General features: G+C 57.8%; 16 protein-coding genes. 5 read left to right on the top strand and 11 right to left on the bottom strand.

What is annotated here, in order from left to right:
* Positions 1–56 precede the first annotated feature (56 nt).
* A complete protein-coding gene (gene zapE / locus AC2FF8_RS10715) occupies positions 57–1,124 on the top strand; it encodes a cell division protein ZapE (RefSeq protein ID WP_425079669.1) in 1,068 nt (355 codons plus the stop codon).
* A gap of 62 nt (positions 1,125–1,186) precedes the next feature.
* Here zapE and AC2FF8_RS10710 read toward each other — a convergent pair whose 3' ends face one another.
* Genes AC2FF8_RS10710 through AC2FF8_RS10695 form a run of 4 tightly spaced genes read right to left on the bottom strand, consistent with a single transcriptional unit; the run spans position 1,187 to position 7,432 of the window.
* Positions 1,187–2,461: a bifunctional folylpolyglutamate synthase/dihydrofolate synthase gene (locus tag AC2FF8_RS10710; RefSeq protein WP_496879664.1), complete on the bottom strand. Its 1,275-nt coding sequence runs from the start codon at positions 2,459–2,461 to the stop codon at positions 1,187–1,189.
* The gene (gene accD, locus AC2FF8_RS10705) at positions 2,458–3,387 is read right to left on the bottom strand and encodes an acetyl-CoA carboxylase, carboxyltransferase subunit beta (protein WP_170345291.1); all 930 of its coding nucleotides are present in this window, start codon (positions 3,385–3,387) and stop codon (positions 2,458–2,460) included. The genes AC2FF8_RS10710 and accD overlap by 4 nt, the downstream gene beginning before the upstream one ends.
* A 60-nt stretch (positions 3,388–3,447) precedes the next feature.
* Positions 3,448–4,332, bottom strand: coding sequence for a CPBP family intramembrane glutamic endopeptidase (locus AC2FF8_RS10700; RefSeq protein WP_425079702.1), 885 nt, complete (start codon positions 4,330–4,332; stop codon positions 3,448–3,450).
* On the bottom strand, positions 4,325–7,432 hold the full coding sequence (locus AC2FF8_RS10695; protein WP_496872423.1) for an ABC transporter transmembrane domain-containing protein: 3,108 nt from the start codon (positions 7,430–7,432) through the stop codon (positions 4,325–4,327). The genes AC2FF8_RS10700 and AC2FF8_RS10695 overlap by 8 nt, the downstream gene beginning before the upstream one ends.
* A gap of 252 nt (positions 7,433–7,684) precedes the next feature.
* Here AC2FF8_RS10695 and AC2FF8_RS10690 point away from each other — a divergent pair, with 252 nt between their 5' ends.
* The 3 genes from AC2FF8_RS10690 (at position 7,685) to AC2FF8_RS10680 (ending at position 10,422) form a co-directional block, all read left to right on the top strand.
* On the top strand, positions 7,685–8,446 hold the full coding sequence (locus AC2FF8_RS10690; protein WP_496879663.1) for a DUF6478 family protein: 762 nt from the start codon (positions 7,685–7,687) through the stop codon (positions 8,444–8,446).
* Between the two features lie 11 nt (positions 8,447–8,457).
* Positions 8,458–8,817 carry a hypothetical protein gene (locus AC2FF8_RS10685; RefSeq protein WP_480684955.1) on the top strand — a complete coding sequence of 120 codons (360 nt, stop codon included), beginning with the start codon at positions 8,458–8,460 and terminating at the stop codon, positions 8,815–8,817.
* A gap of 78 nt (positions 8,818–8,895) precedes the next feature.
* On the top strand, positions 8,896–10,422 hold the full coding sequence (locus AC2FF8_RS10680) for an MFS transporter (RefSeq protein ID WP_496879662.1): 1,527 nt from the start codon (positions 8,896–8,898) through the stop codon (positions 10,420–10,422).
* Between the two features lie 42 nt (positions 10,423–10,464).
* Here AC2FF8_RS10680 and AC2FF8_RS10675 read toward each other — a convergent pair whose 3' ends face one another.
* The 7 genes from AC2FF8_RS10675 to AC2FF8_RS10645 form a co-directional block, all read right to left on the bottom strand.
* Positions 10,465–11,805 carry a S41 family peptidase gene (locus AC2FF8_RS10675; RefSeq protein WP_170345285.1) on the bottom strand — a complete coding sequence of 447 codons (1,341 nt, stop codon included), beginning with the start codon at positions 11,803–11,805 and terminating at the stop codon, positions 10,465–10,467.
* A gap of 6 nt (positions 11,806–11,811) precedes the next feature.
* Entirely contained in the window at positions 11,812–12,942 is a 1,131-nt protein-coding gene (locus tag AC2FF8_RS10670) for a murein hydrolase activator EnvC family protein (protein ID WP_496879661.1), read from the bottom strand.
* Positions 12,939–14,456 carry a 2,3-bisphosphoglycerate-independent phosphoglycerate mutase gene (gpmI, locus tag AC2FF8_RS10665; protein ID WP_496879660.1) on the bottom strand — a complete coding sequence of 506 codons (1,518 nt, stop codon included), beginning with the start codon at positions 14,454–14,456 and terminating at the stop codon, positions 12,939–12,941. The genes AC2FF8_RS10670 and gpmI overlap by 4 nt, the downstream gene beginning before the upstream one ends.
* A gap of 192 nt (positions 14,457–14,648) precedes the next feature.
* Positions 14,649–16,319 (bottom strand): sulfatase-like hydrolase/transferase, encoded by a 1,671-nt coding sequence (locus AC2FF8_RS10660; protein WP_496879659.1) that lies wholly within the window; start codon positions 16,317–16,319, stop codon positions 14,649–14,651.
* A 71-nt stretch (positions 16,320–16,390) separates the two neighbouring features.
* Positions 16,391–16,627, bottom strand: coding sequence for a (Na+)-NQR maturation NqrM (gene nqrM / locus AC2FF8_RS10655; RefSeq protein WP_170345281.1), 237 nt, complete (start codon positions 16,625–16,627; stop codon positions 16,391–16,393).
* 15 nt (positions 16,628–16,642) lie between these two features.
* Positions 16,643–17,668, bottom strand: coding sequence for an FAD:protein FMN transferase (locus AC2FF8_RS10650; RefSeq protein ID WP_254440001.1), 1,026 nt, complete (start codon positions 17,666–17,668; stop codon positions 16,643–16,645).
* A gap of 66 nt (positions 17,669–17,734) precedes the next feature.
* Entirely contained in the window at positions 17,735–17,920 is a 186-nt protein-coding gene (locus AC2FF8_RS10645) for a hypothetical protein (protein ID WP_496879658.1), read from the bottom strand.
* A gap of 123 nt (positions 17,921–18,043) precedes the next feature.
* Between AC2FF8_RS10645 and AC2FF8_RS10640 the strand changes: the two genes are divergently transcribed.
* The gene (locus AC2FF8_RS10640) at positions 18,044–18,568 is read left to right on the top strand and encodes a CBS domain-containing protein (RefSeq protein WP_171119143.1); all 525 of its coding nucleotides are present in this window, start codon (positions 18,044–18,046) and stop codon (positions 18,566–18,568) included.
* Positions 18,569–18,574 lie beyond the last annotated feature (6 nt).

The following is an 18,574-nucleotide window of genomic DNA, read 5'->3' as shown; positions in this document are numbered from 1 at the left end:
TGTCGCCAAAAATGGCTTCTTTTCAACGGGCGAGGTGACGGGTAAGGCTCGGATTCATGACGGATCTTATTTCGCTTTACGAGGCCCGCATCGCGGACGGAACCCTGACACGCGACGACGCGCAAGAGGCCGTTCTGCCCCAATTCGAACGTATCCGGGCGGCACTGTCCAAGCCGGTCAAACGCGGGCTCTTCCGCAAGGCGCCTCCGCCCCCCAAAGGATTGTACCTATGGGGCGGTGTCGGGCGTGGAAAATCGATGCTGATGGACATGTTCGTCGATACGCTGGGCAATATCCCGGCACGGCGTGTGCATTTTCATGCCTTTATGCAGGAAATCCATGCTGGAATGCACAAGGCCCGGCAACAGAATGTCGAGGATGCCCTGGCACCGGTGGCGAAGGAGGTGGTCAACTCAGTTCGCTTGCTCGCATTTGACGAAATGCAGATCACCGACATTACGGACGCGATGATCGTCGGGCGGCTGTTTGACTTGTTGCACGAGGGCGGCGTGGTCGTGGTTACCACGTCGAACAGGCATCCCGACGATCTGTACAAGGATGGGCTGAACCGGCAGCTGTTTCTGCCGTTCATCGCGCATATCAAAGAGCAGTTGCAGGTGTGGGAGTTGGTGTCGCCCACGGACTATCGGCAGAACCGGTTGGAGGGTGCCCCGGTCTATTTCACTCCGATTGGCCCAGAAGCCCGGCAAAAAATCCGGCAGGTCTGGACAGATCTTGCCGGTGGGCCCGCTGATCCGCTTGTGTTGCACGTCAAAGGTCGGGCCGTTGAATTGCCCGCCTTTCGCAACGGGGTGGCGCGGGCTTCCTTCTATGATCTGTGTGGCCGCATGTTGGGACCGGGCGATTATCTGGCGATTGCGGAAGAAGTGAAGGTGCTGGTGCTTGAGGACATCCCGCGCCTGTCTCGGAACAATTTCAACGAAGCCAAGCGTTTTGTCACCCTGATCGATGCACTTTACGAAGCCAGGGTGCGTTTGATCTGTTCGGCTGCGGCCGAACCAGAGATGCTGTATGTCGAAGGTGAAGGAACCTTCGAATTTGAACGCACGGCATCGCGCCTGCGGGAAATGCAGGATCAGGATTGGGGGCGACAGGGGCGCTGATCCGCCCGTATCGCCCGCCCCATCCAAGACCGTGTCAGCCAGATCATGAGGCTGGAACGGGCCTACGCGTTTTCTTGCAGAATTTTTCCGGCCAGATAGAGCGAGCCGCAGATCAGAACACGCGCCTGCGGGTCATTGTCCGTGATCACTTTCAATGCGTCCGCTACGCTGTCAGCGGTGGATGCGGGCAGGTTGACCCTGGCCGCAGCCGCAGCGGTTTCTTCCGCGCTGAGCGTTGCGGTCTCGCCCGGAATGGACACGGCTGTCAGACTTGTCGCCTTCTCTGCCAGAGGTGCGAGATACCCGGTCACATCCTTGGTGTTGAGCATGCCGCAGATCATGTGCGTCGGTTTTGGCGGCAGATTCGCCAACACATCCGCCAACGCGACACCTGCGGCGGCGTTATGACCACCGTCCAGCCAAATCTCGGCCTGCGGGGCCTGATCTACGAGCGGGCCGGATTTCAGACGCTGCATGCGCGCCGGCCATTCGGCCTTGGTCACGGCAGCTTCGTACGCGTCGTCGCCCATGTTCAGATGGCGCAGAACCGCCAACGCTGCGCCCGCATTCTGAATCTGATGCGCGCCCAGAAGGTTGGGCAGAGGCACATCCCGCAAACCGGTTTCGTCCTGATAGATCAGACGTCCGTTTTCTTCCTGCACGTGCCAGTGCTGACCATGAACCAACAAAGGCGCACCCAATCGGGCGGCCGTGTATTCGATGACCTCAAGCGCTTCGTCCTGTTGCGGGCCGACAATGCACGGAACGCCGGGCTTGATGATGCCCGCTTTTTCCGCCGCGATCTTGCCCAAAGTACCACCCAGGAACTGTTCATGATCGATGGATACGGGGGTAATAACCGTGACGGCCGGGTTTTCGATCACATTTGTGGCGTCCAGACGCCCGCCCAGCCCGACCTCGAGCAGAGTGTAATCTGCCTTGGCACGGGCAAAGGCCAACAGGGCGGCGCATGTGGTGATCTCGAAATAGGTGATGTTTTCGCCGCCATTGGCAGCGTAGCATTCATCCAGAACCGCCGTCAGTTCTGGCTCCGAGATCAGCTCTCCGGCCAATCGAATACGTTCATGAAAACGGGCCAGATGCGGCGAGGTATAGGCGTGTACCGAGCGCCCTGCCCCCTCAAGCCCCGCTCTGATCATCGCCTGAGTCGAGCCCTTGCCGTTGGTCCCGGCAATATGGATGACCGGCGGCAGTTTCAGCTGAGGATTGTCCAGTGCAGCCAGCAAACGCCAGACACGGTCCAAGGTCAGATCAATGATCTTGGGGTGCAGCGCCATCATCCGGTCGAGGATGGCGTCGGACGTCTTGGCCGTCATTTCTGATCTGTCTCTTCGGCGGGGGGGTCTGTTGCGTCGGTTGGCTCCGGTGCAGGCAGATCGCCCATGATCGCCGGCGGCAGATTCATCAGCATCCGCGTGATGGTGATCAACTCGTCGCGCATTTCGGTACGTTTGGTGACACGGTCCAGCATACCGTGATCCAGCAGGTATTCGGCACGCTGAAAGCCTTCGGGCAGTTTTTCGCGAATCGTCTGCTCGATCACGCGAGGTCCGGCAAAGCAGATCAGCGCATTGGGTTCCGAGATATGGACATCGCCCAGCATCGCATAAGATGCAGTGACCCCGCCAGTCGTCGGATGAGTCAGAACAACGATATATGGCAGGTTGGCTTCCTTCAGCATCTCGACTGCCACAGTGGTGCGCGGCATCTGCATCAGGCTGAGGATACCTTCCTGCATACGGGCGCCACCGGCTGCCGAGAAAAGGATCAAAGGACGCTTGAGTTTTACCGCTTCCTGCGCGGCAGCGATGATCGCGTTGCCGACATACATCCCCATTGATCCGCCCATGAACGAAAAGTCCTGCGCGGCGGCCACGATTGGGGTGCGGCCGATTTCACCCAAGGCGACCAGCATGGCTTCCTTTTCGCCGGTCTTCTTCTGCGCTGCCTTCATGCGGTCGGGGTATTTCTTCTGATCGCGGAATTGCAACGGGTCGTCTTTTGGCGCAGGCACCTCAAGTTCCGTAAAGATCCCGCCGTCAAACAAGTGCTTGAACCGCTCACGCGGCGTGATCGCCATGTGGTGGTCGCACTGTGTGCAGACATTCTGGTTTTCCGCCAGCTCGCGATGGAACAGCATCGTTCCGCATTCGTCGCATTTGTGCCAGAGGTTTTCAGGCACTTCGCGGCGTGAGAAGATCGAGTTTATCCGGGGGCGGACGTAGTTTGTGATCCAGTTCATGTCGGAACCTTGGCTTGTGCGGTGTTGACGTCAAATAGGACGCCACGGAAGGAATTGCAATCAACGCCTGAGCGCAAGTCGCGCGGCCAGCCAGCAAACGAACATCACCGCAAGGTCCACCAGAAGCCAGGGACGAAGCTGTTCGGCATCAGATGCATCGAACGGAAGGGTGAACAGGGCCAGCCCGTTCAGGTTGTCAGGCAACGAGATGAACAGCAACGCAATGATGTTGTTGAAAAAATGCAAGGCGATAGCTGGCCCCAATGTTCCGGCCCGTGCCGTCAGGTCCGACGTCAGCACACCGAAAACGCAAGCCCATAGCGCAATCAGCAGCGCGTTGTCGCCAGCCATGTCGGGCGTGTAATGTCCGATTGCAAACAGGATGGAGGGCACCCCCATCCAGATGACAGGGGATTGGAATCTGGCTGCCAGGGTTTGCTGAATATATCCTCGGAACAACAGTTCTTCGGCGCTGGTCTGCACCAGAACAACCAAGGCCGAGACCGGCAACAGAAGAAGCCAGGTCGACAATGGCAGGTTCTGCGACAGAGATCCGCCAAAGCCGTAAGGCGGTAGCAGGAACCCGACAACGCCCAAAATAAGCAATGCTTTCAACACTTTCAGGAATTGACCCGCGGCCAATCGGTACCCGCCCACGATGGACACCAATGACCTGTGCTGAACCTGCCGCGCGGCGACGGCCACGCCCAGAATGATGAAACCGAAGCTGGCCAACAGCAACAGCAGCGCGAGGGGTGAACCGCCCATCAGAAGCGTCTGCGCCCAGCTTTCCGGGCCCATCCCGGCAACCACGGTAAAAAACACCATGTTCAGAACGCTGACCAGCACGGCAACCAGCAAGAGCCCCAGCAACAGGCGCCAGATTTCCGGTTTGCCGCGTGCGGTTTCGACCAGATGGTCATGAGCGGAATATGCTTTAGGCATTTTCACCCGTGCTTTCCTGAATCGCCTGATCCGTAATGGTCGGGAGCAGTTCCTCGGGGTTCTGCGCCGCATTGATTCTTGTGGACAACGTAGTCAGATACCCCGCAACAGTCTGTAGCAATTGCGTCGCAACCGAAGCATCGCTTTCGACCACCGCACGCAGTTCCTCGGCACCGATACGCAGGAAACTGCAATCTTCGGTGGCGACCAGATCCAGTTGTCTGGGCTCTCCCGTGATGATCGAGAGATCACCGATCAGTCGCCCGGGCTCGATGATCGAGATCGGGCGTTTTTGTCCATCATCCGTGGGCCAGTCCAGCCTGGCCTGCCCCGAGACGCACAGATACGCCGCGTCGGGCGCCTGACCACGCGAGAAGATGACTTGCCCCGCTGCTGCTTCGTACCATTGCGCTGAGAAAGCAAGCAGCCGCTGGTTGCGGCCATCCACACCGGAAAACAACTCGGTCGCGGAAATGATCTCGAGCTTGCGGCTCAGATCGTCAGACGTGCTGTCTTCTGGCGTGGATTTGGATCGAGACACACCGTCGATACGACCATCCTTGATTTCCACAAACAGATCATACGCTTCGGGATGTGCAAAGTGATCTTCCATAAAGATCATGATGGAATCCGGCAACAATTCCCGCAGTTTCAGGCGGGTGCGCAACCGGCTTTCGGAATCATGACTTGCCAGGGCCCTGTCCAGAATCAGGACGTCAGGCCGTTTGATCCCCGCGCGTGAGAACGCGGCACGCTCCTGAAAGACGGTCGGCAGATTGTTCCCGCCCAGGCCTGTTGGCAGATCGTAGATGATGGCAGCTGCACGGCGTCGCAGGCCGGCTTCGTTCATGGCTTCGGCCACAACGTCTTCTATTTCGTCCGCGTGTGCACCGGCCATCAACGACACCCGGCCGTAGATCGCGTTTTCCATCACGGTCAGGCGCGGCACATAAATGTCCGGCGCAACTGACATGAACATGCCGCCCATCGCATCCCGCAGCCGCTTGGCCTGGCTTTTGCGGATGGCAAGAATCTTTTCCTTGTATTCTTCCGGGAAGTTTGGGCCGATCTGCTCGGCCGTCAACAGGAACGGTACCGTCAATAGCAAGGCACGCTCCTGGTCACTCACTGCCGTATCGCCTTTGGATTTGCGCCGTTCTTCGATATCCAGCAATTTGTGATACATGTCTTTGGACATGCCAAGCTTCAGGAAAAGCGGGTGATCCGCCCCGTCCCGCCCGAAGGTCTTGCTGAGCGTGTCCATGACAGCCTGAGAGATGCTGATCACGTCGTCCGCCAGATCATGGGCGCTGAGCATCTGAACGAACCGTTCGTCACCCGCCAGTATATCCGGAGAAATGTCCCTGGATGGTGCGGCGAACAACAGGTTGCCACCCAGCGGAACTGCCGGGTTGAACCGATCAGGGTCAAACCGGTACACATAGCGATCAAGCCCCTTTTCAGCCAGGCGCTTGGCGATGGTCCCTCGTAGATTGACAACTTCCTGTGCCAGAACCGGGTGAATCTCCGGGTCGAACTGCGTACGCAATGTGCGGCGGAACATGAACTCGTCGATGCCCATCGCTTCCACCAGCTGGAACCACCAGTCACGTATGTCGTCGATATCGTCAAGACCGGCGAGGCCGGGATCAATCCATTCATCGTCCAGAGAATCCGGTGAATTGCCTGCGCGAACAGCTTCGATCTGCCACCGCGTCGGGGCCCTGAGCGTATCTGCTTGATGTCGCGGATGCGTGCGCAAAGGCATCAAGAGGTTGTCGCCCAACGTCCCGTCGAACAGGTAGGGGCGCGAATAGGCATAGCCGATCCGGGCCGCGATGACGGCCTGATGCAGACCCCGCAGATCATGCCCGGCTATGATCACCTCACCCTGAGCCGGCAATACCTCACGTGTCAGAAGCTGTCCCAACGCACTGCGTTCCGACGCCTGTCCAGACTGAATTGCGACGCGCGCGCCACGCGGAATGGTCAGATCAAGATCTTCGAGAACGGTTTTACCATCGCTGTCGCGAACCGTCACGTTTCGCAGCTCGATGTCGCCAGTCAGTCGCGGGATGGTTTCAGGTTCACCCTCGAACAGTTCTTCCGGTATCATGTTGTCCGGCGCAAACTTCTCGGTGACGATTTCCCACCGCAAAGACATGTCCTGGACCTGGTTGTAATAGGTCAGCAAATCCTTCCACGGGCCGCTCAGATCCTTGTAGGCGCCCAACGCGGCAACCAGCGCACCGACGGTCACTTCACCGGTAATCGCCAGATATCCACCCACTGAATAAAACAGGAAAGGTGTCATCTGAGTTATCAGGTTGTTGAGGAACTTCATGAAGAATTTTTTGTTGTAGATCTTGAAACGGATCTCGAACAGTTTCCCCAGCCGATGGCTGAATTGCGCAAGGCGATAGCGCCATCCTCCGTTGGTACGCAGATCGCTGATACCCGCCGCAGTTTCGCCGATCTCCGAGCTCAGACGTCGAACTTCCTGAATGCGGTCCTTGTTCAGAAGGTTGATTTGCCGCTGAAGCTTGGGGATCAGCCAGGCCTGAAGCGGGATCAGCGCGATACTGGCTAGTCCGAACCAAACGCTTTGCATGAACAGGAAGGTGACGATCGTCATCATCTGGCCGAACTGGAAAACCGGCTGCGCGATGGCATCCCCCATCAGGCCACCCATCGGTTCGGCCTCGGACGTGATCATCGATACCAGCTCACCCTGGCTGGTTGTCGCAAAATAGGATTTCGGAAACCGCATCGACCGTTGAATCAACGTGTAGCGCAAGCGCCGCAGCATGCGCTCTGCAAGGACACCCTTCATCGTGTTGATGCGCATCTTCATGACACCGCTCACGATCACCGTCGCCAGGAATGCAACGCACAGTATCATCAGATACTGAACCTGCGTCACGGTGAAGTTCCAGATGGTTACCGTGTCACCCGGCGCGCCGATTGCGTCGTTGATGATTTGTTTGGGCAATTCCAGCGAAGCGTAAAGAAACGGGAACGACAGGACCGTGAGCAGTAGAAGAACAAGTTGCTGTTTCTTCGAATATTTCCAAATGAAGGCAAATAAAGTGGACTCCATAACCTGGCCTTGTCATGCGCTAAACTGTTGTGTGGCTGTTCTTGGGGTGACCCACTTTGCAGGAGCCAAACGGTAAGCACTGACCCGGTACATTGCAAGAATAGACCGGGTCAGTTTCAGCATGTTGCACCTAACCAGATTGCGGGCAGACCCCAACAGGAAAACACAAAGCTTCGACAGCAATTCAGTTATTGCGGTTTTGTTCATGCCGTTGTTCTTGACTAAGGCCGAACATTATCGGACGACGTGGCCATGGGCAGGATTCTGGATCGCTATTTTCATCGCAAGATTCTGAGGCGCTGGCGCCGGGCCGCGCATCAGGCGCCGTATGCCAGCCAGGCGGATTTGCGTTTGCAACGGGATCAGGCCCGCGGTTTGCGCAGGCATCTTGATCATTTGATTCAGCAGGCGGACAGCCGCCTGATCCGGCCAACGATTGGGTCCACGCAATTTCCCAAACCCGTCGGAACAGACTGGAGCTGCCGACCCGACCTATGGCGCGGACCCCTGACGCAACCGGGTGTGGCTTCGGCGCCGCGAAAGACCGTTCTGGACCGTCAGGTCAGCCTGTTCCACGATTGCCCGCTTTCCGAAATTGCCGTGCGGCAAATCCGAAACAGAGGGGACAGAGATCTGGCTCCGTTCAGTCTCGTGGTCGAGGTTTTTAGCTTTGGGGGATCCTTTCTGTCCGTTTCGGTCGAATTGCCTGAGGACGCTGCAATTCACCTAACGCGCGAGCACCTTGTGAGGGTGGAAACCCTGATCGAGTGTGAAAAGCCATTGGGCGTGTTCGCGCGCCTCAACATTCAGCACGGGCCCAATATGGAACAGGTGTTGCGAAGCCTTGATCCCGGCGAGGTGTCAAAAGCCGTGGATTTTGATCTTGCGCACCTTCCCCTGAATGAGCGCAGGATCGAAAAAATCTGGCTGGATCTGATTTTTGAGGCGCCCGAAATGAATCGCATGGTGGTCCGGGATCTTACGTTTTGCCGTTTTCATCGCGCCGATTTGTGAGAAGATCAGTCATGACGCAGACCAAGCTAACCTTCATCCGTTTCGAAAACGGAATCTGGCAAGGCCACATTCAAGCCAGCAATACGCCAAACCCCGAGGTAAGCTATCAGGGCGAAACCCTGAGCGATGTTGACCTGTCGCCCGCAGAAGACGGATGGGACTTGCGCATTCAGGTGCCTGTTGCCGCCCTATCCGAAGGCGTCCACACGTTCGTCGTTGCAGATGCAACCACGACCGAGAAACTGGGAAGCTTCACCGTGATTGCCGGTGAGCCCGCCGCAGATGATCTCAGGGCCGAAATTGATTTGCTGCGGGCTGAGCTGGATATGCTGAAACGCGCTTTCCGCCGGATCTGCCGAGACGACCCCTGATCCGTTCCGGCCGGTTTTCCTGTCAATCTTGCCAGATTCGTGCATCATCAGCGTTTTCAGAGCGGATCGCGCCTTGTCATGGATCGCAGGAGCATAGTCAAAGTCATCGCGTTGATGGTGACAGGGTTTGGCATCGGCATCGATTTTACCGGTGCCCTGATGCTTGTGCCTGCGATCGAAAACAGCTTTGACGCCGATATCACCAGCACCCAATGGGTTCTGAACATCTATGCCTTGTTTTTCGCCATGACCATGGTCGCAGGCGGACGGCTTGGCGACATGTACGGCCACCGCAGGATGATGCTTTTTGGCCTGTCGATCTTTCTGTTTTCCTCGGTCATGTGCTTTGTTTCGCCCAGTCTTGATTTTCTTGTCATTGCGCGTGCGCTGCAAGGCATCGGCGCGGGTTTTGTGTGGCCCTGCACGCTGGCCTTCGGGGCAACCAAAGTATCAAAACCAGAACATCGGGCCCTGGTGATGGGGCTTATTCTGGCGGGTGTGACGACCGGCAACGTGTTTGGCCCGATGATCAGCGGCTTGGCTGTGAGCCTGGGGGAGTGGCGGTATTTCTTCCTCGCCAATGTGGTCTTTTCCTGCATTTCGATGGCCACCGCGCTGATCCTGATGGAACGGGAAACCCACCACAAAAAGGGTGAGCATCTCGACCTCGCCGGAATGGGTGTTTTGTCCTTTGCCGTATTAGCTCTGCTTTACGGTCTGGATGTGGGCGCAGATTGGGGATGGACGTCCGTTCCGTTGGTGATGCTGTTTTTCATCAGCGCTGCGCTTTTCATTCTGTTCCCCAAAGTCGAAAAACGCGTGACAGAGCCGCTGCTTTTGCCGCAGATGATGCAAAACCGCGAGTTTCGCATCACCCTTGGCCTGAACATGTTCAACGTGTCTGCGGCTTTTGTGGGACTGCTGTATTTCCCGCAATACATGCAAAAGGTGCTGGGCTGGTCGACGTTTGAATCTGCACTGGGTTTGGCGCCGCTAACCGTGTTGCTTGCCGTGGGATCAATTGTTTCAGGCACGCTTTACAATGATTTCGGCCCCAAGCGGTTGCTGTTCTGGGGGTATCTGATTGCCACGATTGGGGCCGCGACGATTGTGGTGATGCCCAGCGATCTGGGGTACTATCGTATCCTGCCCGGCATGGCGATGATCGGACTGGGCGCAACTTTGACGGTTGGGCCGTCCGGCACGGCTGCAATGTGTGCCGTGAAGCCGGAACGGGCTGGGCTGGTTGGCGGCCTGAGCTTCATGACCCACCTGGTTTACGGCGCAATCTCTGTCGCCTGTGCCACGGCCATTATGTACGTCGTCAGCCTGTCTGAGCTTCGCCAGTATGTGGCCGCTTCGGGCATCAAGTTGACCGAAGCAGAGCTTCGCACGATCAACGGCGGAACACTTGAAACGCCGTCCGCCCATGCGGTAATCAGCCGGTTGTCACCCGGCGAGGCAGAGACGGTTCATCGGGCATTGTCGGCAGCGTTTGACAGCGGGATGAGTATGGCTTTCGTCTTTTCGGCCTTGTCCGTTTCGGTCGGTCTCGTTCTGGCGCTGCTTCTCGACGAAAAGAAACTGCACCGGATCGAAAGCTGAAACCGGTCCGAAAGGGCTGCGACATGCGCAGCCCTTTGCGTTTTACTGTGACGGCCCGTTGGGGTTGAAGGCCGACAACCCCTTCAGGATATCAATGGCATAGGCCAGCTGGTAATCCTCTTCCCTCAGCTCTGCCGTTGCCTGGGCCTTGGCGCGATCTTCTTCGATCTGGCGGATCTCGTCTTCGCTCAGGCTGTCATTGTTGAGGCTGCCGCGCAGATCGGCCTCGGAACGTGAACGGGCGTTGGTTTCTTCCTCTTCCGGTTCAGGCGCCGGGCGGGGTTGTTCCACGATGATATCAGGGCTGACGCCCAGAGCCTGAATCGACCGCCCTGACGGGGTGTAATACCGGGACGTGGTCAGGCGCATCGCACCATCGCCCCGCAGCGGCATCACCGTCTGAACCGACCCCTTGCCGAAGCTTTTGGTGCCGACGACGATAGCGCGGCGATGATCCTGCAAGGCACCGGCAACGATTTCGGACGCAGAAGCCGAACCGCCATTGATCAGCACGACAATGGGTTTGCCTTCCGCCAGATCGCCGGGGGTGGCATTGAACCGCTCACCCTCTTCCGGGTCCCGTCCACGGGTCGATACGATTTCACCTTCGTTCAGGAACGCATCCGAAACTTTGATGGCCTGTGTCAACAGACCGCCCGGGTTGTTGCGCAGGTCCAGTACGACACCATTGACCTTGTCGATGCCACCGGCTTCTTCGATCTGTTCCCGTAACCCTTCCTGCAAGTTGGGGAAGGTCTGATCATTGAAGGTCGTTACGCGCAGGACGACGCTCGTGCCTTCGGTGCGCGCACGAACGGCGGTCAGCTTGATCGTGTCACGGATAATGGTGACGTCGAAGGGATCAGGCTCGCCTTCGCGCACGACGGTAATGACGATCTCGGAGCCGACCGGACCCCGCATCAGATCCACCGCCTTGTCCAGCGTCAGGCCCAGAATGCTTTCGCCATCCACATGTGTGATGAAATCGCCGGCTTCGATCCCGGCCTCGTCAGCGGGTGTGTCGTCTATGGGAGACACGACTTTGACAAAACCGTCTTCCTGCGTGACCTCAATGCCCAGCCCACCGAACTCGCCCCGGGTCTGCACGCGCATCTGTTCGGCATCATCGGGCGATAGATAACTGGAATGCGGATCAAGAGAGGTCAGCATGCCATCGATTGCAGCCTCGATCAGTTCTTCAGGCTCGACCTCTTCGACATATTGTGCGCGGATGCGCTCGAAAATGTCACCGAACAGGTCAAGCTGTTCATAGACGCTGGCCTTGTTCACGGCCTCTTGCGCCAACAGGGGGCCTGCGATCTGCGTTGTTGCAAGAATGCCTGCCAACGTTCCGGCCAAACCGGCCATCACAAATTTCTTCATACTCGTTTATCCATCCTTGTCGGTCCGAAACCACGTTTCCGGGTCCACCGGGCTGTTATCTTCTCTTACCTCTATATAGAGCGTTTCTGGGCGATCAGTTCCAGTGCCATCACCGCTTGTTGACAATATTGCGCCGATTTCCGGCGTTTCACCCGGCATCAGGCCAACCGGAGTGCCTTTGGGGATCACCTGCCCGGGTTGACCATAGACCTCTTGCAAGCCCGAAAACACGAACAACAGGCCCGGTTGCGGCTCCAGAATGACCAGGTTTCCCAGATCCAGCAATGGCCCGCGATAGCGGATCGTGGCCGCGGTCGGGGATGTTACAAGCGCACGGGAACGGGTGCCGATGACCAGACCTGCGCGGGCGACGCCTGCGGCGTCCGGTTCACCGGCCTTGTGCAGCATGACGCCCTGCACCGGCAAGGGAATCTGTCCTTTCTGATCCAGGATGCTTGCGTCGGTTTCAATGATCTCACCTTCCGAGATTTCTGACAGACCGCTTGCAAAGCCATCCAGAGTCTCGGTCGAAGATATCAGAATGGCCGTGCGCACCGGGTCTTCGACAAACCGACGCGGCAAATCGGTGCGGTCGGCAATCGCTTCGCTCAACTTTGTGCGGGCATCCTGCACACCGCGCAGCCCTTCGGTCAAAGTTTCCGACGCGCTTTGTTGCAGCAGACGCAAGGTCTGAACCTCTTGCAGGTCCTGCGCCAGCGCTTGCGCTTTTGCATTGAGCCCAGGCGTGACCTCAGACAGCATCATTCCGGCCCGCGCCGCGCCCAATGGGCCTGAAGGGTGCAGCATCAGCACTGGCGGTGCGGTTGTTTCGATGGTCTGCAATACGCCAAGCAACTGCCTGACGTCCTTCTCACGCGCGCTCAGTTGCGCGCTCAGTTGCGCTTCGCGTGTTGCAGCCTTGCGCAGACCGGTCCGCATCGCGCTCAGCCCGGCCTCATAGGCTTGTATCGTTTCGGTCAGCGCCCGCACCCGATCCCTTGCGCCTTCTGCTTCGCTCAGAGAGATCGACGCCTGTTCCAGCATCCTTGCCGCATCCAGTGCTGCCCGAGAAGAGTCGGTCTGGGCAAAGGCCTGACAAGCTGAAAGCAGCACAATCACTAGGGCGGTCAGCCTCATGACAGCAGGCTTTCTCCGGTCATTTCCGCCGGTTTGGGCAGGTTCATCAAGTCAAGCAGCGTCGGCGCCAGATCAGATAACCGCCCCTGACGCACCTGCGCGCCCTCTGGCCCTCCGACCAAAGCTATGGGCACCGGGTTCAGCGTGTGCGCCGTATGCGGGCCGCCGGTCTCCGGATCAACCATCACTTCGCAGTTACCGTGATCGGCGGTGAGGATCATTGCACCACCTGCTTTTTCCAAGGCGGCAACGACCTGAGCCAACCCTGCATCAACGGCCTCGCATGCCTTGATCGCAGCTTGAAGATCGCCGGTATGCCCGACCATATCAGGGTTGGCGTAATTGGTTACGATCAGGTCGTAGCCTTGTTCAATCGCCTCGACAAATTTGGCTGTGACCTCGGCCGAGGACATCTCGGGTTGCAAGTCATAGGTCGCAACCTTGGGTGACTTGGGCATAAAGCGATCTTCACCCTGTTCAGGGGTTTCCTTGCCCCCATTCAGGAAAAAAGTGACATGGGGGTATTTTTCGGTTTCAGCCAGCCGGAACTGACGCAACCCCTGCTTGGCGACCCATTCCCCGAGCGTGTTCACAATCGCCCGTTTCGGAAAAACCGTGGTCATATATGCGTTGTGACCGTCCGAATACTCTACCATACCCAGCAGCGCCGACAGTTTCGGCCGCGGCCCGGTTTCGAACTCGGCAAAGCCCGGTTCACCAATCGCGCGCAGGATTTCGCGAGCACGATCTGCACGGAAGTTAAGGCAGAAAAAGCCATCGCCGTCGGTGACGCCCTTGTAACCTTGCAACACGGTTGGCGTGATGAATTCGTCAGACTCAGATTGCTTGTAGGCATGGTCCACGGCGCCATGTGCGGTGCTGGCGACCCTGCCCTTGCCGTTGATCATCGCGTCATAGGCTTCTGCGATCCGTTCCCAGCGATTGTCGCGATCCATGGCGAAATAGCGACCGCTTACCGTGACGACACGAGCCCCCTCGGGCAGCCGCTCTTCCAACTGGGAAAGATAGGTCAGCGCAGATTTGGGGGCCACGTCGCGCCCGTCCGTGACGGCATGAAGGGCGACCGGAACACCGGCATCCGTAATGGCCTTGGTTGCCGCGATGATGTGGTTCAGGTGCCCGTGGACACCACCGTCCGAGACCAACCCCATGAGGTGAGCCGTCCCCCCTGAGGATTTGACCTTGGAAATGAAAGCCTGCAACGCCTCATTGCCAAAGAATGAACCGTTTTCGATAGCCAGGTCGATCTGACCCAGATCCATGGCCACAACACGGCCCGCGCCTATGTTTGTGTGACCGACTTCGGAGTTACCCATCTGCCCGCCGGGCAGACCTACGTCCGGGCCATGCGTTGTCAGTGTGGCATGCGGGCATTTGGCCATGATCGCGTCAAAGGTCGGCGTATTCGCCAGATGGGGCGCATTCGCCTGTGTGTCGTCTGACACGCCCCACCCATCAAGAATGCACAGAACAACGGGTTTGGGGGTTGGCATTGAAATTCTCCGATTACTGCTCTTGGGTCTTCTTCTAGCGTCTGGCCGGCAAGGGGTGAACCATCTTTGCGGCAAATTACGCAGAATTAATCAAACGGCCTGCCAGCTTCGAGCCATCGCTGGAAGACAACGGTCCCCTGCATTTTTCGACGCAGAGCCATCATGGTATGATCGGTGGAAACCCGGACGAGACTAGCCTTTGAGGTAACGCGTGTATGGCTTTGCCTTGCGGTTGCGATACTTGACCGTCAGTTCCAGCGGCGTGTCGTTTTCATCATAGATACCGATCATGATGCCCGTACCCCCGCTTCGGGTCCGCATATCGATCAATTGCTGTTCGGACCGGGTGGTGCGCTGTGACGGGCGCCGCGCCCAGGCAAACAGGTGGTCGTACATTTGCGCGATGACATCCGAATGATCCGCGCTGTCACCCAGATCCACCAGTTCGTCGGGGTCGTTTTCCAGATCGAACAGGATCGGCCTGTACCCGCCCTCGCAATGGATGAGCTTCCACTTTTCATTCGCGACCATGAACATCACCGCGTCGCGAACGGATACGTTCAACCGCTGCGCAATGGGAGAGGCGGAATAGTCATACTCGCAGATCGCGACCTGTCGGGGCGTTTTGTCGGACTGACCATGCAGGATCGGCAGCAGGGAATGCCCCTCGAGAATATGTCCGGCATTTTCACCACCTGCCAGTTCCAGAAACGTCGGCGCAAGATCGATCGACTCGACCAGCGCGCCGCAGGTGGTGCCGCGCGTGAGGTCCGCTTCGGGTGACGGGTCATAAATGATCAGCGGCACTTTGGTAGAGGCATCGTGGAAGAAAGTCTTCTCACCCATCCAGTGGTCGCCCAGAAAATCACCGTGATCCGAGGTCAGCACGATCATCGTGTCGTCCATCCTCCCGGTTTTCTCCATCCAGTCGAACAGGCGGCCCATCTGGTCATCAGCTTGCTTGATCAGCCCCATGTAAGCCGGGATCACCGCCTCGCGGACATCCTTTCGTGAAAATGCCTGCCCGACCTTGGTATCCATGAAGGCCTTCAGGACGGGGTGGGCATTCTTTCGCTCAGCTTCCGCGCGGACCACGGGCACGACATGTTCGGGCCCGTACATCGAAGCGTAAGGTTCCGGCACGATGTAAGGCCAGTGAGGCTTGATGTAGCTGAGGTGACAGCACCAAGGTCCGTCATGGCTGTCCATGAACTCGATTCCACGGGTGGTCAGATATGGTGTTTCACTGTCCTCTTCCGCGATGTTTGCAGGCTCGGATGAATTCTTCAGGAACCAGCCCGACAGCACGTTGCCATCCGCATCCAGACCGGAATTAGCAAAGTCATGCCACGGATTGTCGCTCTCGTACCCCTTGTCTGCAAGGTAATGGTTGTATTTCTTTGCCCCGTCCGGGTCATAGAATCCGTCCGGACCCTCGGCACGCAACCCGTCATCGCGTTCGAACACGTCAAACCCGCATTCCGCGACGCGGGCGCCGATGACGCTGTCGGGCTCCAGCCCAAGACGGGCCATCCCCTCGGCATCCGCGGCCATATGGGTCTTGCCGACCAGCCAGCAATCCATTCCCGCTTTGCGCAGGTGGTCGCCCAACGTGATCTCACCCACTTTCAGAGGGATGTTGTTCCATGAGGCCCCATGGGAATGCACATATCGTCCGGTATAGGTCGACATGCGGGAACTGCCGCAAATCGGCGACTGGATGTAGGCACGGTCAAAGCGGACACCGCGCGCGGCCAGACGATCGATATTCGGAGTATGCAGATGTGGGTGCCCGTAACAGCTCAGATAATCCCAGCGCAGCTGGTCGAACATGATGAACAGGATATTCTTTGCCTTGGCCAACGCGGTGCCTCCCCGAAAGTCATGGGGACCTAGTTAGCCACTTCCGTTCGCAGAGCGAAGCAAAACTTGCTTCAGGTCTGCTGTTCCATCTGTTCCAGCATCTTCCTGGCACGTTTGCATTGCAATTGGTCGCGCAGCGGGCTGTCCGGGTCGACATCCTTTTGGCACACAACGCATTTATCGGCGCCCGAGATCGCATTCAGGCCACCGCAGCTGCCTTTGATGGTCTTGCCCATCAGCATGACACCCAATGACATACCGACCATGACAAGCGCCAAAAGAATAAAGGCCAGAATAAAAGTACTCATCTCGGTTCCTGCCTGTCAGTTGGTTCCCAAAGCGTCTTTGAACGCGGTGCTGTGCGAGGTAATATAGGCATCTTCGCCGCCTGTCACATCCCGCGAAATGAAGTACACGGCAAGTTTGTGCTTTTCCGCGATGTCCATTCCCTTCTCGTGACCCAACGCCAGCATGGCCGTTGCCCAGGCATCCGCCAACATTGCGTTTTCCGCCAGAACCGTGACAGAGGTCGTGCGATGAGTGATCGGGCGTCCCGTTGTCGGATCGATGATATGCGAATAGCGCACGCCATCCTGTTCGAAGAAATTCTTGTAATCGCCCGAGCTGGCCATGCCGCGATCATCCAGGGAAACGATCAATTGAATGCTCTGAGCACCCGTTTCAGGCTTTTCGATGCCAATGCGCCAGGCTTCGCCCTGCTCATTCTTGCCTTTGGCAACAAGATCACCACCGATCTCGACAAGGTAATCGTCGATACCGGCATCCTGCAAAGCGCCGGCAACCGCATCGATGCCATAGCCCTTCGCAATCGCCGACAGGTTGATGCCCACCTGCGGATCAGCCTTCGACAGCGTGCCGGCTTCGGTGTCGAGCGTCAGCAGACGGGCTTGCCCGACGCCGCTTAACGCCGCCTCGATTTCGGCATCCGATGGCACGGGATCCTCGGGCTTGCGTGGGCCAAAGCCCCAAAGTTCGATCAGCGGGCCCAGAGTTACGTCAAAGGTCCCGCCGGTTTTTTCGTGCACGTCATTGGCGGCCGAAAGGACCAGCGCGAGTTCGTCCGAGACCGGAACGGGGGCTGTGCTGGTTGAAGCGGAAAAGACGGAAACCTCGGATTTTGGATCCCAGTTGGACATCTTGGCGTTCACCTCGGCCAGCGTCTCTTCGACAGCCGCGGCCAATCCGGCCTCATCAAGATCTTCGCCGATCGCGGTTATGTTGAAGGTCGTGCCCATCGTTTCGCCCGACAGACGAACCACCTCGGGTTCTTTGTCGAACAAACAGCCGGAAAGAAGGGTGGCAACGGCCAGTAAAGGCATAAGACGCATCGGGCGATCTCCGGGAAATTCTGTGCCCGGCATATGCCAGTGGCCCCCGCCAGAGTCAAACTGCGATCACATCTTCAGCGGCAGGAATCCCAGCACCAACAGGCCGGCCCCCGCCGGCACGCCGAACAACCACGCACGCTTTTGCCAACCCGGCGGCTGTTGCTTCCACGCCATGCGAAAATTATGGCCGCATACAACAACGGCAAAGAAGATCAATGCCGCTATGGGTGGAGTAAGATAGAGTTCACTCAATGGCTTGAACGTCCTTTCCGGGCCCGCGTTTTTGCCGATCGGCGCAATTGCACCCTATACAGGTCGTTTAGCTGCGCTAAGGTGAAAGGGAAAGACTTTGCAAGAACCACAAGGAGATTGCCCATGGCTCCAACCTCTTACCAGTCGCCTTCGCGTGGCGACAAGGCTGACAAGACGACGTACAGCCAGTCAGCGGAATCGAACCTGTCGCATTCGCAGACAACCGTGGCCAAGCTGCTTGAAGGTAAAGGGGACGCGGTTTTTTCGGTGCGACCAAATGACACCATCCATTCTGTGGTCAACACGCTGAAGGAAAAGCGGATCGGTGCTGTTCTCGTGACGGATCAGAACGGGGCATTGCAGGGGATTTTGTCAGAGCGCGACATCGTTCGGCGCATGGCAGACACACCCGGCCAGACCCTTCCGCAATCGGTCGAAGATCTCATGACCAGGGATGTTAAGACCTGCACACCGGACGATCTGCTGAATGAAGTTCTGAAAACGATGACCGAGGGCCGTTTTCGCCATATGCCGGTGCTGCGCGACGGTCACTTGTGCGGCGTCATCACGATCGGAGACGTTGTCCACTTCCGCCTTAAAGAGCTGGAATATGAAGCGCTTCGCATGAAGCAAATGATCGTCGGTTAACGGCCC

This window comes from Ruegeria sp. YTSA144 (genome assembly GCF_059610125.1).
The sequence above is the reverse complement of the archived record's forward strand: the minus strand, read 5'-3'. Positions and strand labels throughout refer to the sequence as shown.

Coding starts and splice junctions, on each gene's coding strand:
- zapE (WP_425079669.1), top strand. CDS start 57: ATGACGGATCTTATTTCGCTTTACGAGGCCCGCATCGCGGACGGAACC.
- AC2FF8_RS10710 (WP_496879664.1), bottom strand. CDS start 2,461: ATGACGGCCAAGACGTCCGACGCCATCCTCGACCGGATGATGGCGCTG.
- accD (WP_170345291.1), bottom strand. CDS start 3,387: ATGAACTGGATCACAAACTACGTCCGCCCCCGGATAAACTCGATCTTC.
- AC2FF8_RS10700 (WP_425079702.1), bottom strand. CDS start 4,332: ATGCCTAAAGCATATTCCGCTCATGACCATCTGGTCGAAACCGCACGC.
- AC2FF8_RS10695 (WP_496872423.1), bottom strand. CDS start 7,432: ATGGAGTCCACTTTATTTGCCTTCATTTGGAAATATTCGAAGAAACAG.
- AC2FF8_RS10690 (WP_496879663.1), top strand. CDS start 7,685: ATGGGCAGGATTCTGGATCGCTATTTTCATCGCAAGATTCTGAGGCGC.
- AC2FF8_RS10685 (WP_480684955.1), top strand. CDS start 8,458: ATGACGCAGACCAAGCTAACCTTCATCCGTTTCGAAAACGGAATCTGG.
- AC2FF8_RS10680 (WP_496879662.1), top strand. CDS start 8,896: ATGGATCGCAGGAGCATAGTCAAAGTCATCGCGTTGATGGTGACAGGG.
- AC2FF8_RS10675 (WP_170345285.1), bottom strand. CDS start 11,805: ATGAAGAAATTTGTGATGGCCGGTTTGGCCGGAACGTTGGCAGGCATT.
- AC2FF8_RS10670 (WP_496879661.1), bottom strand. CDS start 12,942: ATGAGGCTGACCGCCCTAGTGATTGTGCTGCTTTCAGCTTGTCAGGCC.
- gpmI (WP_496879660.1), bottom strand. CDS start 14,456: ATGCCAACCCCCAAACCCGTTGTTCTGTGCATTCTTGATGGGTGGGGC.
- nqrM (WP_170345281.1), bottom strand. CDS start 16,627: ATGAGTACTTTTATTCTGGCCTTTATTCTTTTGGCGCTTGTCATGGTC.
- AC2FF8_RS10650 (WP_254440001.1), bottom strand. CDS start 17,668: ATGCGTCTTATGCCTTTACTGGCCGTTGCCACCCTTCTTTCCGGCTGT.
- AC2FF8_RS10640 (WP_171119143.1), top strand. CDS start 18,044: ATGGCTCCAACCTCTTACCAGTCGCCTTCGCGTGGCGACAAGGCTGAC.